This window comes from Synechococcales cyanobacterium T60_A2020_003 (assembly GCA_015272205.1).
Taxonomy (GTDB): Bacteria; Cyanobacteriota; Cyanobacteriia; order RECH01; family RECH01; genus JACYMB01.
Window position 1 is genome coordinate 13,094 of record JACYMB010000105.1, and the last position, 15,518, is coordinate 28,611.

Below are 15,518 nucleotides of genomic sequence, written 5' to 3' on the forward strand. Positions count from 1 at the left end.
AACGGAATACAGTACAGTCAAACTACAGTCGCGTTACTTGAGATTTGGGTTATGGTTTCTTCTGCGTCCTCGGCTCCCTTTGGATTTTCCCCTGTAGCAGATCAAGACAGCCGCGTGCTACGGCAAATGGGGGAATTTCCGGGTCTTAAAGAATTGCTGATGGTGCGGCAAGTCCATGCCCTGGAACACGCCACCGTGTGGGTGCTGACCGAAGCTCCCCGTCGGTTTGGCTGGAGCGTCAACGAGGGTGAGCAACGGGACGCCTTGGGGGGCATGTCCACGGAACGCGGGTTTTATCTCTACGGAGCTGTGCCCACCCCTGCGGTTGAACAGGCGGCAACGGCTGCATTACAGCGGATTGTGTCTGGTGAATGGGATCTGGCGGTACATCCGCGCTGTGGTACCAATCTCGCCACCGGACTGCTGCTCACGGCAGGGTTGGCGATCGCTGGACAAGTCTTCTGGCCGAAGGATCCGATTAGCCAGTTTCTCGGACTTGGGGCCGCGGCGGCAACTGCTACCTACCTGGCTCCCGATCTAGGCCGCGTCGCCCAGCGCTACCTCACCACCGCCATTCCGTTTAACCTCGGCATTACGCAAATTGAGCGAGTCACCGACCAATGGGGACGCCCTACCCACTTTGTCAGCGTGCGCTGGATTGAGGCGGCTTAAAGTTCCGTAATACACCTGGCAATAAAACTTAAAGTCCAGAACGATAAGAACACCCCAAAGCAGTAGTAGTCTGGGAAAAACGACGATTGCTCAATTTAGCAATTAACAACCTGTCATAAGCCTGAAAGGAAAACAAACAATGGTTCAACGTGGTGACAAAGTTCGTATTCTTCGCCAAGAATCCTACTGGTACAAAGACGTTGGCACGGTTGCTTCCGTCGATCAAAGCGGAATTAAGTATCCCGTCATCGTTCGTTTTGAAAAGGTTAACTATCCTGGCGTTAACACCAACAACTTTGCAGAATCTGAGCTAGAGGTTGTCGCTTCTGCTCCCAAGGCTAAGAAAGCCCCTGCAAAGGCGGCTGAGTAAGGCTCCTCTTGGAGCCACCGTCAGGTCAATCGGAGTTTATTGTTCCGTGCCTGAACTTCCTGAAGTAGAAACGGTTCGTCGGGGTCTCAATCAAGCGACCCTGCATCAGCCAATCCTGGGTGGGGATGTATCGCTTTCGCGGGCGATCGCCCACCCAGTTTCTGTAGACGCGTTTTTAGACGCTGTAACCGGCTGTCAAATTACCCAATGGCATCGCCGAGGCAAGTATCTTCTGGGTGCGCTGTCTCGGCACCCTTATCCCTCCGAAGACGATCACTCTGCCGGATGGTTAGGGGCCCACCTCCGCATGAGCGGACAACTGTTGTGGACAAAGCACGATGTTCCCCTAGAAACCCACTGTCGCGTTCGCCTCTGGTTTCCCGACCAGCACGACCTACGATTTGTGGATCAGCGCACCTTTGGTCGGTTATGGTGGGTTCCGCCGGAGGTTGCGCCTGAAACGGTTATGACGGGTCTTGCACTCCTAGGGCCAGAACCGTTTTCTCCCGATTTCAATGTGAATTACATGATGGACTGGTTAGGCGATCGCCAGCGTCCCATTAAACCAGCACTTCTCGACCAAGCCCTGGTGGCGGGCATTGGCAATATTTACGCCGATGAAGCCCTTTTCTTGAGCGGCATCCATCCTACAACACTCTGCGCCAAGCTCACGCCAAGTCAAATCGAGGCACTTCATGCTGCCATTCTACAAGTCCTACAAGCCGGAATTGAGGCAGGTGGCACCACCATCAGCAATTTTCGGAATGTGGACGGGGTGAACGGCTATTACAGCGGTGTGGCCTGGGTGTATGGGCGAACCGGAGAACCCTGCCGCACCTGCAAAATTCCCATCCAACGGCTGAAATTGGCAGGACGGTCTTCCCACTTTTGTCCAAATTGCCAGGTTTAGAAAGGTTAGAGTATTGCCTTCAAAGCTAGACAGGGTAGGCGATCGCCCCTTCACTATCCGATCGGACTTTTGATTTCCTGATGATTCCCATTAGGATATTCATGAATTGTCGAATTCTTCATAGTTTGTTACAAATAGTGGAGACCCATCGTTGACTGATGTGCTCATGTTTGGTGGCTTCACTGGCTTAAAAACTCCGAATAGTACGGACTTTGGCGAGCAAATGCTCAATAAGGTCGCTAGCCAATCTATCCGTCACCTGTTTACCCAGAGCGATCAGGTGGATGTTGCTGTGCGATGCTATCCGTCTAGCAAATTGCTGCAAGGCAGCATTGATAACTTCAAGATGTCTGGACGCGGACTGGTCATTCGTCGAGATTTCCGCGTTGAGGAGATGACCTTTGAAACGGATGCTGTTTCCATTGATGTGGGAGCCATCTTTGGGGGGCAATTACGATTGAAGCAGCCCACTCAGGCGGTAGCGCAGATCGCGTTGACCGAAGCCGATCTCAACGAAGCATTTGAGGCTGAATTGGTAAAGGCAAAGCTCCAAAACTTAGAGCTAGAGCCGCTGATGAATTTTTCCGGCGGTGAACCTGTTTCGTTTCGGGACGTGAGCCTCAAGCTCCTTCCTGACAACGGTGTAGAGATTTATGCAAAAACGGATTTGCCCAATCGCCAAGATGTTCTCCTGGCGATCAGGGCGACGTTGGGCGTTGAAAAGCGTCGCCGGATTGTGTTCAAAGATTCGGTATTTTTGGGCGATCGCGTCCCCGACGATCTCCGGGGATTATCTGAGACACTGTCGATGGTGTTTGCTGATGTTCTCAACGCGATGGTTGATCTCGATCGGTTCGATCTAGACGGCGTGCTGCTGCGACTCAATCGACTAGAAACCTCTGGTCAAAAACTGCTCTTTAGCGGGTATGCTCAAATTGAGCATTTCCCAGGGATCAAGTAGGGCGCAACCATTATACCGTGGTACAACATTCTTTTCTTGGGTGGGGTAGTGATGCTACCCCTTTTGGGGCTTTCTACACTGGCCGTAACGCTCATTCTAGAGCGCCTCGTCTTCTGGACAGGGGTGCTGCGTCGTCAGGATCGTGTTGTTCGAGATGTGTTAGCGCTGTATCGGTACGACATCCCCAAAGCCTACGCCAAACTCCGCCAAAATGCCGATTTACCCATTGCTCGCATTTTCCTCGCGGCGATCGAACTCGAAGACGCAACCCCCGATGAGTTTCGCCTTGCCCTGGAGAGTGCTGCCCAAGCTGAAATTCCCCTGCTCAAGCGGTTTAATACCGTCTTTGAGACAATTATCAGCATTGCGCCGCTGTTGGGATTGTTGGGAACGATCCTGGGATTGATCGAATCCTTTGGATCGCTGCGGGTTGGCGATGTGGCCAGGTCTCAAACTGCAGGGGTGACCTCTGGCATCAGCGAAGCCCTGATCTCCACGGCGGCAGGTTTGGTAGTGGCCATTTTTGTGCTGTTGTTTGCCAATATGTTGCGCAAGTTTCTATCGTCGCCAACTGGCATTGATTCAGGAATATGGCGGTCAGTTGGAGTTGATGTACCGTCGGGGGTATGAGCGTGGAGGACTGCCCTATGCGCCTTCCTGAAGAACCTGATGAACCCTTGCAACTCAATATTGTGCCGATGATTGACGTGATTTTCGCGATCCTGGCTTTTTTTGTTGTGTCTACGCTATACCTCACCCGTTCAGAAGGCATTCCGGTTGATTTACCCACTGCTGCGTCTGCGGATGTCCAAATCTCCCAGCAGCTTGTCGTGTCGATCGATCGCCAAGGACAACTGTTTATCCAACAAACTCCCATTGATTTAGACTCTTTGGAACTGGAAGTGCGATCGCGCCTCCAAACGGGTTCCTCTGTGGTGATCATCAATGCGGATAAAGCCACACCCCACGGTCAGGTTGTGGCGGTGATGGATCGGCTCCGTACCCTGGAGGGGGTGCGACTGGCGATCGCCACTGATCCAGCCTCCTTACCTTAGGACGTTGAGTCAGAGAGGTTGTCCTGAATGCGTAACTGAGTTAAATGCTCGGCATTGAGTGCATCAGCCGAATTTGCGTAAATTGTGATCCTTCGGCAAAATGAGCCTATAGAGCAGCATCAACGACTGAGCTTGATATCCAGGTTCACAGCGCTCTTAGAACAACCATCATTTAACTGTCAGGACTTACGCAATTAGGCAATGTTGCGCGGGTGTAATCCGCGCAACATTGCCTAAGAGACCCAGGACGCCGCACGTAGTGCGTAAGTCCTAACTGTGTAAGGACCATAAGGTTCGGCAGACCTGCCAAGCATCCGGTATAAGCTCTAGCTGCTATTGCTTTGCTATTGATGCGAGGCACGCCATCAGCAGCATTCACCCCACTCTTGCAAAATTGATTTGTCTAAGGCATCCACCTTCCACACTAGCACTCCGTTATGGCTGATGAGCGCTCTCTACAGCAACTAATCGCGCAAATTCAACGTTGTAATGATACTCAACCCTCACAGGCGATCGCGCCATTCAAGCTAGATGAACATAACTCAATCCGTATCAACCTCCGTGGCGTTAATCTCCAAGGCGCAGATTTACGAGGGTTGAATCTAAACGGACTGAATTTAGATGGCGCAAACTTCCAAGACGCCAACTTAGAACACACCCAGTTCCAAAATTGTCAACTCTGCGGGTGTAACTTCACGCGCACCATCTTAACCAACGCTGATTTGACCCAGGCTAACGTGCAGGGGAGTACTCTCAAATATGCCAGCCTTCAATCAGCAACCCTGATGCAGGCCAAACTCAATGATGCTAACTGTCATGGGGCACAGTTCCAATATGGAAACTTACGCACAGCCGAACTCAGCGGCACCCGGCTTTGCGATGCCGATCTTAGCAATGCGGATCTTACCCAAGCAGAACTTCACCGCGCCAACTTGATTAAAGCCAATTTGAGTGACGCTATCCTACAGAACGCTGATATCAGCAATGCCATTTTATCCGATGCAACCCTCAAAAGAGCCATCCTCATCAATGCCAATCTGGGTGGTGCAACCCTGCATCGCACCAATCTAGAACACGCAAATCTAGAACGTGTTCGTCTAAGCGGAGCACAGTTGCGAAGCGCCAAGTTAAGGCATGCCCACCTGAACTTAGCAAATCTAGGGCGGGCAGACTTGCGCTGCGCGAACTTGAGCTACGCCGTATTAACAGATGCAAACCTCAGTAGTGCTGATCTTAGCGGTGCGCAGCTTATTGGGGCAAACTTACAGCACGCCTATCTGCGTCGAGCTAACTTTACGATCGCCAATCTCACAACCGCCAACCTACACAAGGCTGATCTCGGCAATGCCGACCTCAGCCTTGCCACCCTAGAATCTGCAATTCTCACCCAAGCCTATCTAGGGAATGCGAACTTGCGCCAAACCATCCTGTCACGAGCGAATTTTAGCCACGCTATTCTCAATAATGCCAAACTCATTTTGGCCGATCTTAGCTATGCAAGGATGCAGCAGGCACGGATGCTGCACGCAGACCTAAGCGATGCGAACGTCAATGATGCGGATCTCCGTCAGGCAGACCTGCGCCGTGCTTATCTAACCAATGCATCTTTAATCAACGCTTGCCTCAGGGAAGCCCAGCTATCGCACTCTACATTCCTTGGCGCAAACTTTACAGGTGCGGATCTGCGCTCTGCTAGTCTTGCCAGTGCGAACCTGACCTTTGCCAACTTACAGCACGCCCACTTGGCCGATGCCAACTTTAACCATGCGTCTTTGGTTCATGTTAATTTGGCTGGTGCCAACACAACCGCCGCCGTGAACATGACACCAGCCAACAGTGTCGAAGTCAACAGTATCGAAGCCATTCGAACCCAATTGGAGCAAGTGGACGGAGGCTTAACCAGTCGGCTAGTGGATGTAGAAGATCTACTCCGTAAATTGGATGAAGGGTTGCGGATTTTAACGTTTGAAATTCGCGAAGCTCGAGCAGCGTCACAACCGTCTATTCCAGCTTCCGACTTAGAGGGTTATAAGCGTCTAGCTGCGACCTACTATCAACAACACCATGTGTGGCGAGAGGCTGTAAATGAGTTTCGGACGAGTTGTACCCAGTTGCGATGGACATTGGAGGAAGCCCATCAAGCCTACTGGGATCTCCATACCCTAATCCGCACGATCGGAGCGTCGATCGTTGTGGTTCTACGAAGTTGGGTCACATTGTTTCAACTTGAAGATGAAGAGACTTTGGATGAATGGGACACCTAAGTCCGCCTGAGTCACGGCATAGAGCCCGTAATATGCACTAACGACGCAGAAGCGTTATACAAAATTTATAGGTCTGCAGCCCTACATTCTGAGGTTAAACCAGGAGACAGGGATAGAATCCGCTTGAAGATACTCCTCCTGTTCCCTCCCTCTCATGCAGAATCCAATCCCTAGAGCAGCACTATTTTCAGCCCCCTCCCAACCTCCCCTTTGTAAGAGGATGTGCCGTCAGGCGGTGAGACTCAATGCCACATTATGACAGGATTCCGTATAACCCAACATCGGACGGCATCCCTTCAAGAAGAGTGCATTGTCCCAATCTCAAGTAGGACTTACGCAGTTGGGCGATTTTGCGTGGGTGTACCCACGCAAAATCGCCCGAAAGAGTCAGGACGCCGCACGTAGTGCGTAAGTCCTGATCAAGAACACATTCTTGAAGTAAATATTGTGTAAAAAATGTATATATGATATCCTGAAAATTAAGTAGTGAAGATTATAGCTTTCGCCACATGGGGCCGTGCCAAGCACGAACCAAACCGAGAATCCCAGTGGTTATTGCTGTACTGAGTTGATCGAGTTATCTCCAAATCTAAATGAACCGCGCAAGGGTATTGCGTACATTCTGGATGGTTATATCCAACAGAATGGGCATACATCTATATCTTGAAACCTTTGCCTTGAAAGGGTTTCAGTATATTTTGCATCATCAATACAACTATCACTGTAAGGATCCCAAACTCCATGTCTTGCCCCTACAACCCCTTTGGGCAACCTGCATGCAATATCGTTGCCCATCCCGATCGTCCAGGTGAAAGCTTTTGTGCGAGTTGCAGCCGCCGATTCCATGACTCTACCCCTGGCTATGCTCCTGAGTCCCAGCCTAGCTTTTGGGAGTTTTTTATCCGGGTTTTAGTCACGGTCATCATTGGCGCACTGATTGTTTCGGGATATCCAATGGTTGACATGTCGCTTCCTTTTCTGAGTCCCAATCCATCACGAGGAAAGCGTTAATGACGGAAAACCAAACGTTGGACTATCAATACCGTCTTCATGAAATGCGCCGACACCCAAAACAGCAAACGGTTTCGGGAGGACGCCTGATGCGTGTACTGAGTCTAGTCTTATCTGCCATTGCACTGATCGCGGTGGGTACTGTGCTATGTGTTTGTTTCTCAGTGGTGTTTGGGTGGCCTCATCTAGTACGCCCCATTGTTTGGGTGGCATGGGGTAGTATCTGGCGACTGGGAATGTTGGCGATCGCCCTCTTTATCCTGATTACCTTGGTTGAATCGCTACGGTCTTAGGCTTACGGGACTTGTACCGATACTGATGCGGAGCAAGTCCTCCTATCTCTCAACAGTAGACCTCCTGCATGAATGCTTTGCAGGACGGCTAATTAACCAGCAGGTAGCATCAGAGCTATCAGAAATCTTTATGCAGTATTTACACATTTTTTGGGCTATCTATATATATATTGCACAAGAAAAATAGCTGAGATGCTATCGTAAGTAAATGGGTAAAGTGCGCTACTCTACTAAATAACCATTTTTGATAGGGTTATTGGAGTGTGGATGTGCGTGTCTGCCCTGATAGCCTGAGGGCTACTGAATTGCAGTGAGATTGGTTGCATAACGTCGAACATGGATTTCAGCGCGCGAGCACGTTCCTAACACCCAATTTTTGGAATATGGGATGGTGCGACGCGGAATTCCTGGGAACTTCGATGTGCAAATGAGGAGAAAATATGGCTGCTACCCCAAAAAAGCGTTTAAATCTAGATTTGACACCAGACGCCTACGAAGAGCTCCAGAAACTTGCTGACGAGTCGGGCAAGAATATGGCAGATATCCTACGCGCTGGTCTACGCCTTTACAGCATCATCCAGGAAGAGCATCGCGACGGGCACAAGGTTGGCATTGTGAAGGATAATAAGGTTCTGAAGGAAATTTTAATTATTTGATTTTGACGTCGTGAGCCCGTGCATGATGAGCTAGAGAGGCTGTTTTTCTTAACAATCTTGTATACACTCTCCAGGATTGGGTAAGACGACGGGAGCTTGACCGCCAAGACGAGTAAGCAAGGCGTTTAGGTTCAATAATTTCCAACCTAGAATAGGGATCGATCCATCCCTCCATGTCAGGATAAAAACCCGTGATATGCTTTTGGTGAGGCGCTTACGCCGCACCAAAAGCATGATTGTTTTGAATGAGCATTGAAGCAGACTGGATATTAAAGCTGATCAAGCTGAGTCTTCAACGCTTCTAGCTCGTCGTCTACATTGGCGCTATTCTTCACCTCGGTTTGCCCAGCAGGTAACTGACTTTGGCTGGGTGACGCACCGCTAAGCTGGGCTTTCATCGCCGCTAGCTCATCATCCACATCGCTCCCAGCTTCTAAAGCCACAAACTGACTTTCCAGATCGGCTCCAGCCAACTCTACCGCTGCTTGGGAACAAGCCTCCATTTGCAGCACCTTCTCCTCCATGCGCTCAAAGGCCGCCATAGCACTACCCGTATTCATGCTGCTGACCGTGCTTTGCAGTTGCTCATTCGCCTTAGCTGCACTGGCACGTGCCTTCAGCATGTCCTTCTTCGTCTTCGCTTCGGAAATCTTTCCTTCGAGGCTTGCTGATCAAGCTGGGCTTTGAGTGCGGTGGCGGTTTCGGTCTGGGTTTTACGGCGGTTAAGAGCCTCGCGGGCTAAATTTTCATCGCCTTTTTGCAGCGCAAGCTGGGCTCGCTGGTACCAGGTGTTGGCTTCCGACTGGGCTTTTTCGTATTGCTGCTGGGTGCGCTTTTGACTGGCGATCGCCGTCGCGACGGCCTGTCGAAGCTGCACGAGATCTTCCTGCATATCAACGAGAGCTTGATCCAGAATTTTTTCTGGATCTTCGGCAGAGCTAACGGCAGCATTGAGGTTTGCCCGAACGAGGCGGCTGACACGGTCAAATAAACCCATGACTGTTTCTTTCCTATGAAACGCACTAAATCTTTAGCGCAGTGAGATTTGATTCACTTGCTTTCTCATAATCTAGCTTAGACAGCCCCGAACCCTCCAGGGTTTGAGAATAGTTTAACGATCGGCACAGATCATGGCTTCCCTTCCCTGACTGTCTAAACCGTTACAGCAGAGCTGAGGCCAAGTTTGTTCAACAGGCGATCGGTATCAAAGTGTTGCTGCATGAGTTCGAACACGCATTGCACTTTGATAGCTTCATGAAGTTCAACTTCGCGGAAGGCTTGCTCAATAATTTCAACGGTGGTTAGGGTATCGAGGTCAACCGACAGAATGGGAACCTCTAGCTCTTCCGCCCGACTGAGAATCATCGAATCAGGTGACATTTGTCCGGTCAGAATCAAGCATTGGGTTGAGGTTTCGAGGGCAGCGAACTGAAGATCGGTGCGATCGCCCCCGGTAACAACGGCCATGCTGTGCCCTTTGCGAAAATACTTGAGAGCCGAGTTGACGTTCATCGCCCCAATCGTCAAGCTTTCCACCATGAGGTCAGTGCGCTCTGGGCAGCACAAGATTTCTGCCTCCAAGCGATGCACGAGTTCACCCACGCTCACACTCCGCAAGATTTCGCTATGGGGCAGCATCCCTAAAACGTCAATCCCCTGCTGGGCGAGGAAGGGCTGCAGCGCTGACCGCACAAACTCAAGACGGGCATCGGGAATATCATTAATCACTACTCCCAGCAGGCGATCGCCTAGAGCTTGCTGGGCTGCCAGTAAGGCATCGGCAATGGTTGTCTGACAAAACCGGGTCACAAGGAGGACGGAGGCATTCAATACATTGGCCATTTGGGTAATCGACAGATCAAACAGCTTGCCCTCGTCCAAGCTACTGGGGCCTTCTAAAAGACATAAATCACCCGAAGCAGTCGCTGTATACTGCTGAAAATCCGTGCGGTAGTCTCGCTGATCCTCACCCTTTAGACGATTTTCGACCGAGGCTGCATCTAGAGAAATGAGCGTAGGACGGACTCGCTCTGTCGGCAATTTGAGCGTTTGGCTCAAGAACTGGACATCTGCATCTACGGCGTGGGGATCCGACGGATTCTCGAAAATGCCAATCGGCTTACCGTAGCAGATGTCTAATCCTCGTTCCTGTAATTGCTGCGCAATCCCCAGGATGATGGCAGACCTGCCGCTGTATGCAGCAGTTGAGCCGACTAGCAAAGATTTCATGGATTGTGGCACGCCCTACTCCTCAGGATTGACTGCTTTATACAAATCGCTTTTTTTAAATAGTGCTTTCACACTGTGCGTTTTTAAACTGTATGTCAGAGAAGAACGATTTGCTCCCAAAATACGGGAGGAATTGTCTGCGTTTTGTTAAATGCGATATCAAATAGGCGAACCCCTCGCAGGAGTCCAGGAGGAGTTACGATCGCCCACGAGATATAGGAAATGCTAGAGAGCGATCGCCTGCTTCTATCAAATCCGCCTGAATCTCCTTGATTGGTATGGACGGGTTTAGCAGACACAACCTAGCAAGTATCAAGGTTTAAGGACCAACCCCGCCCCTAGCCATCTAGGATGAATTGTTAATAACCGGACTCTTCTTTTCCCGAGCAGGCGCTGGCGATCGCCGTCCAAAACCGCTCCGCGACCTATTGCAAAAAGGCCACCAGTTCTTCCAGCTTTGTCCAGGCCGCACCACTCCGCAAAATATCGCTGGCTTTAGCAATCCCCTGGCGATACACCGTGATGGGATCTCCCTCGTCGAGTACACCCGCGACTTTGAGGGCCAGGGCAGCATTTAGCGCGACGACCTCATGCTGAGCCTGGGTGCCTCCCCCTTGGAGAACCGCTTTAAGGATATCCACATTGTCTTGGCGATCGCCCCCCTTTAGGGCACTGGTCGGCGCAGGGGTGAGTCCTAGTTCCTCCGGCTGAATCACGACAGCGGTAATCTCGTTGTGGCTAAGAACGGCTAGATCGGTTGCATCGGCCAATCCGGCTTCGTCTAGGCGCTCCCGTCCATGCAGAACAATCGCATCTTGGCGTCCCAGTTCTTGCAGGGCTTGGGCAACGGTGTGCAAAATGTTGGCATCAAACACGCCCATCACCTGCCCCGTCGGATTAAGGGGATTCACCAACGGCCCCAGCAGGTTGAAAATGGTTCGCACCTTCAACGTTTTGCGGAGGGGGGCAACGTACTTCATGGCCGGATGCCAACCGGGTGCAAACAGGAAGGTAATTCCCACTTCGCGCAAAGCTGCATGGGATTTTTCGGGGGATGCGCCCAGATTAATCCCCAAGCCCTCTAACACATCGGCAGACCCAACCTTGCTGGATGCGGCGCGATTCCCGTGCTTCGCCACTGCAACTCCCGCTGCCGCTGCTACAAAGGCAACGCAGGTCGAAATGTTGAAGGTTGATGCGCCATCGCCCCCTGTGCCACAGGTATCAATCATGGGCGAGGGCAAATTGGTGGTATCAACACTCTGCCCAACCGACTGCGATTGCAGCACCTTCGCCATACCCGCCAATTCTGAAGCGGAAACCCCCTTCGCCTGGATCGCGGCCAGAATTGCCCCCGACAGCACATCCGGGATGCTCTCACTCAACCAGCCCTGCATTAAGTCCGAAGCTTGATGCAGGGCTAACGATTGGCGATCGAGCAGTTGTTGCAGCAGTAGCGACCAATCATATGCCGGTGAAAGTGGAGAGGTAGTCATGAATTCAATCCCAGTTCAATATCTCAATGCCTAAACTAGTTTCGCACTTGGTGGAATATCCGTTTTGGGGTTTGAGTTTTAATCTCAAGTCCAGTTAGTTCAGGATCAATCCCCGCTGGCTAGGGGCGGGTTTTGCCGTTAAACCCCGGTACTTGCCGGAGCCTGTCTGCTAAACCCGCCCGTACCCATGTTCAAGCTCTCAATAGACCCATCAAACCCATCTGCGCTGACGTTCATGACCGGGACGGGAAAAGCTAGCCCCGATGCCACTCCATCATGATGCCGTAATTAGCGCGGAGGATGCAGACTGAACAACAGCAGCGACCGCAGTAATTACGCGATTCTGGCTCTCTTGGGTTAGCTCTGGAAACATTGGAAGTGACATCACTTCTTGAGCGGCTTGCTCGGCGTGGGGGAGTTGACCAGGTTGATAACCTAAGTTGGCATATACAGGCTGGAGGTGCAGGGCGAGCGGGTAATAGATCATGGAGCTAATGCCCTGATCCTGAAGTGCTTGCCGAACGCGATCGCGCGGCAGTAAATCGTCACTATTATGGCCGTTGAAACTGGAGTCTAACAAAACGCGAATGGTGTACTGGTTCCACACGCTAGTTCCACCTGCGATCGCCCCTGGGGTCACAATTCCGGTGACGTCTTTCAGTCCTTGGGTATAGCGGTCGGCGATCGCCTGTCGCTGAGCATTCCAAGTGTCGAGGTGACGGAGTTTAATCAGCAGAATCGCGGCTTGCACGGCATCTAAACGGCTATTTATGCCAATTTCTTCGTAGATGTAGCGCTGCCGCTGTCCGTGGTTTTTCAAAGTCCGCACCTTTTCGGCTAACACTGGATCGTTGGTGGTGATGGCTCCTGCATCTCCACACGCACCCAGGTTCTTCGTGGGGAAAAAGCTAAAACAGCCGATATGACCAATACTCCCGACCTTTTGCTTACCCCACATTGCCCCGGTAGACTGGGCACAGTCTTCAATCACGGCTAGATTATGGGCACGGGCGATCGCCATCAGCCGCGTCATGTCCACTGGTTGCCCGAACAGGTTCACAGGCAGAATCGCCTTGGTGCGGGGCGTGATTGCGGCTTCGATCTGGTTCAGATCAAGATTAAACGTGGCGGGATCGATGTCGATAAAGACGGGCGTTGCGCCTGCGGCTGTAATCGTTTCTGTCGTTGCGAAAAAGGTAAAGGGTGTGGTGATGACTTCATCGCCTGATCCGATGTCTAAAGCACGTAATGCTAAATACAGCGCATCCGTTCCAGAGTTGCAGGTCACGCAGTCCCGGGTGCCAATGTAGGCAGCAAATTCTGTTTCAAAGCGATCGACGATCGCGCCATTAATGTATTGCCCGGATGCCAAAACCTGTGCCACTGCGGCTTCAATGTCAGAGGCTAGGGTCTGATACTGGTGAGTTAGCTCAAACGGAGGAATAGAAGTCACTCGCTTACACCACAAACTGGACGAATAGGGTAGCTAGAACGATTGAACGTCGCACGTTGCTATTGGGCATTGCTACAGGAGGAAACCTATAGCTGTAGCAGTCGGGGATAAGTTCTTGAGACACGTAGGGATGCCCCCTACCTCAAGTCTTTTGACCAACGCTATATATTTTCACCTACGTTGTCAACATTTCCACCCCGGGCTTGAATGTTTTGCCCTCTATTACAGACAAAGCGGCAGGCTCACTGTAACGGTCGTGCCTGTTTCGACCGAGGACTCGATCATCAGTTTGCCGCTGTGGGCTTCGACAATCCGCTTCGTAATCGCCAAGCCTAACCCATTGCCAGAAGACTTTGTTGTAAAGAAGGGCTGGGTGAGGCGCGGCAGGATATCGGGTGGAATGGGATCGCCACCGTTGCAGATTTGGATCAGCGCACTGGGGGGTTCGGGGCAGGGCATCACCCTCCAAAAGACGGACTCACCAGGCGACACTGCTTCGCAAGCATTGGTGACGACATTAATCAACACTTGCTTGAGCTTGTCGCGATCGCCATAAACCACCATATCAGTCGATGCAGGCGTAAATTGAATGGGGCGATCGCCCAATGCCGGATTGTTCTGTAGCGACTCCAGCAGTTCCGAACACAGATGGTTGAGCTCAATGCGATCGGCCATCAGCGTTTGTTCTTTGGCGTAGAGCAAAATTTCATTCAACAAACGCTGCAATCGTTCCGACTCTTCCAACGCCAAGCCAAGCCGCAGTTGAGCCCGTTCCGGCAAATCCATTTGCTTGAAGGAGTTTAATCCCATTAGCACTGTGGTTAATGGATTCCTGACCTCATGGACAATCATCGAGGCTAGCTCACCAATTTCGGCTAACCGAGCCTGGGCTTGCTGAGCCTTTTGCCGTTCGGTGATGTCGCGAGATAGAGCTAGAATCATCGTTTCATCCCCGTAGTCCAATACCCCAATGCGCACCTCCACTGGAAATAGCATCCCATTTTTGCGGCGATGGGTGCCCTCAACGGTAATCGGTTCGTTGGGGGAGAGGCGTTTCAACAGGGCTGCAAATTCCTCGGCGTCAAATTCTACTTCAATCTCTGGGACGGAAAGCGCCATTAGTTCGCTACGCGAGTAGCCCAGCTCATCACACGCTTTCTGATTGACGTCGATAATCTGTCCCTGAAAATTGATGACAAAGAAGGCATCGGCGGCCTGTTCTACTAAACGCCGAAACCTCAGTTCACTAGCCCGCAGGGCGGCCTCAGCTTTGGTGCGTTCAGTAATGTCGCTAAAGACAGACAGCAGACAATCCTGCCCGTCAATCTTAATCAGTTCGGTGGAATACAGCACCGTGCGACATTCCCCCGATGCTGTCCGAAATTGATATTCGTAATTGCGGATAAACCCCTGCTCCTGCACGGTTTGGATCATGCGCTGGCGATCGCCCAAATTTTGCCATAGGTTTAAGTCCACTACGCTTTGCCCAACGGTTGTTTCCAACGTTCTGCCGAACAAGGCCAAAAAGCTGTCATTCACATCCAGAAGGCGACCGTCTTGGAGGGTGCTAATCGTGATGGGATTGGGGCTAGAGTGAAACGCCTTAGAGAACTTTTCCTCAGACAGGCGGAGTTCATCTTCGGCCTGCTTCCGCATAGCATTTGCATTGGCAATTTGCTGCACCATCTGTTCAAAAGCAGCGCTAACATCCCCCAATTCGTCCTTACGCTGCATTTGGGTTGATTCCAGTTCTGGCAATGTCAGCGTACAGGAGGCATCGTCGCTAAGGATTGCACCCGCCCGCAGCAGATCGCGCCGCAGGAGCATGATCGGGGAAATAATCAGGCGATCCAGCACAATTAGCGTAGCCAGAGTAACAAAGGTGGCAATGATGACGACGAGACCCGTAATGCGCCCAATAAAGGCAAAGAACTCATCCCGCACCCAGGTGGCATTGTGCCGAATCACCAGTACGTAGCGATCGCTCAGCAGGGGCGTATCCCAAACGGCATCGTACCGAGCAGTAGAACGATTGAGGAACTTCGTCTGACCCTGGATAATCTGCTCAAACGATAGTTCGGGGGATTCACCAAAGCTGCCCACCAGCGAGCCATCAGTACGGTAAAGTGCCCCCCCAACAATCACGCT

At 51.5% G+C, this 15,518-nt stretch carries 13 protein-coding genes and 2 pseudogenes; 10 read left to right on the forward strand and 5 right to left on the reverse strand.

Annotation, left to right across the window (positions count from 1 at the left end):
* The first annotated feature begins 51 nt into the window (after positions 1–51).
* The 10 genes and pseudogenes from IGR76_05330 to IGR76_05375 all read left to right on the forward strand — a co-directional run bounded on the left by IGR76_05330 (position 52) and on the right by IGR76_05375 (position 8,192).
* A complete protein-coding gene (locus IGR76_05330; protein MBF2077940.1) occupies positions 52–672 on the forward strand; it encodes a hypothetical protein in 621 nt (206 codons plus the stop codon).
* A 139-nt stretch (positions 673–811) separates the two neighbouring features.
* The gene (locus tag IGR76_05335) at positions 812–1,042 is read left to right on the forward strand and encodes a photosystem I reaction center subunit IV (protein MBF2077941.1); all 231 of its coding nucleotides are present in this window, start codon (positions 812–814) and stop codon (positions 1,040–1,042) included.
* 46 nt (positions 1,043–1,088) lie between these two features.
* A complete protein-coding gene (locus tag IGR76_05340; protein ID MBF2077942.1) occupies positions 1,089–1,952 on the forward strand; it encodes a DNA-formamidopyrimidine glycosylase in 864 nt (287 codons plus the stop codon).
* A gap of 166 nt (positions 1,953–2,118) precedes the next feature.
* A complete protein-coding gene (locus IGR76_05345; protein ID MBF2077943.1) occupies positions 2,119–2,913 on the forward strand; it encodes a DUF2993 domain-containing protein in 795 nt (264 codons plus the stop codon).
* A 51-nt stretch (positions 2,914–2,964) separates the two neighbouring features.
* Positions 2,965–3,574, forward strand: a pseudogene (locus tag IGR76_05350) (MotA/TolQ/ExbB proton channel family protein).
* Positions 3,561–3,968, forward strand: a complete 408-nt coding sequence (locus IGR76_05355) for a biopolymer transporter ExbD (GenBank protein ID MBF2077944.1) — start codon at positions 3,561–3,563, stop codon at positions 3,966–3,968. The pseudogene IGR76_05350 and the gene IGR76_05355 overlap by 14 nt, the downstream one beginning before the upstream one ends.
* A gap of 437 nt (positions 3,969–4,405) precedes the next feature.
* Positions 4,406–6,232 (forward strand): pentapeptide repeat-containing protein, encoded by a 1,827-nt coding sequence (locus IGR76_05360; GenBank protein ID MBF2077945.1) that lies wholly within the window; start codon positions 4,406–4,408, stop codon positions 6,230–6,232.
* Between the two features lie 741 nt (positions 6,233–6,973).
* The gene (locus IGR76_05365) at positions 6,974–7,243 is read left to right on the forward strand and encodes a hypothetical protein (GenBank protein MBF2077946.1); all 270 of its coding nucleotides are present in this window, start codon (positions 6,974–6,976) and stop codon (positions 7,241–7,243) included.
* The gene (locus IGR76_05370; GenBank protein ID MBF2077947.1) at positions 7,243–7,536 is read left to right on the forward strand and encodes a hypothetical protein; all 294 of its coding nucleotides are present in this window, start codon (positions 7,243–7,245) and stop codon (positions 7,534–7,536) included. The genes IGR76_05365 and IGR76_05370 overlap by 1 nt, the downstream gene beginning before the upstream one ends.
* 440 nt (positions 7,537–7,976) lie before the next feature.
* Positions 7,977–8,192 (forward strand): ribbon-helix-helix protein, CopG family, encoded by a 216-nt coding sequence (locus tag IGR76_05375; GenBank protein ID MBF2077948.1) that lies wholly within the window; start codon positions 7,977–7,979, stop codon positions 8,190–8,192.
* A gap of 269 nt (positions 8,193–8,461) precedes the next feature.
* Here the strand turns inward: IGR76_05375 and IGR76_05380 are convergent.
* The 5 genes and pseudogenes from IGR76_05380 to IGR76_05400 all read right to left on the reverse strand — a co-directional run.
* Positions 8,462–9,189 (reverse strand): annotated as a pseudogene (locus IGR76_05380) (PspA/IM30 family protein).
* 155 nt (positions 9,190–9,344) lie between these two features.
* Positions 9,345–10,433: a phosphotransacetylase family protein gene (locus IGR76_05385; protein ID MBF2077949.1), complete on the reverse strand. Its 1,089-nt coding sequence runs from the start codon at positions 10,431–10,433 to the stop codon at positions 9,345–9,347.
* Positions 10,434–10,846: 413 nt separating this feature from the next.
* Positions 10,847–11,917 (reverse strand): anthranilate phosphoribosyltransferase, encoded by a 1,071-nt coding sequence (gene trpD, locus IGR76_05390; protein ID MBF2077950.1) that lies wholly within the window; start codon positions 11,915–11,917, stop codon positions 10,847–10,849.
* A gap of 274 nt (positions 11,918–12,191) precedes the next feature.
* Positions 12,192–13,370, reverse strand: coding sequence for a DegT/DnrJ/EryC1/StrS family aminotransferase (locus IGR76_05395; GenBank protein ID MBF2077951.1), 1,179 nt, complete (start codon positions 13,368–13,370; stop codon positions 12,192–12,194).
* 222 nt (positions 13,371–13,592) lie between these two features.
* Positions 13,593–15,518, reverse strand: a 1,926-nt coding sequence (locus IGR76_05400; GenBank protein ID MBF2077952.1) for a PAS domain S-box protein, incomplete at its 5' end; no start/stop codon positions are given.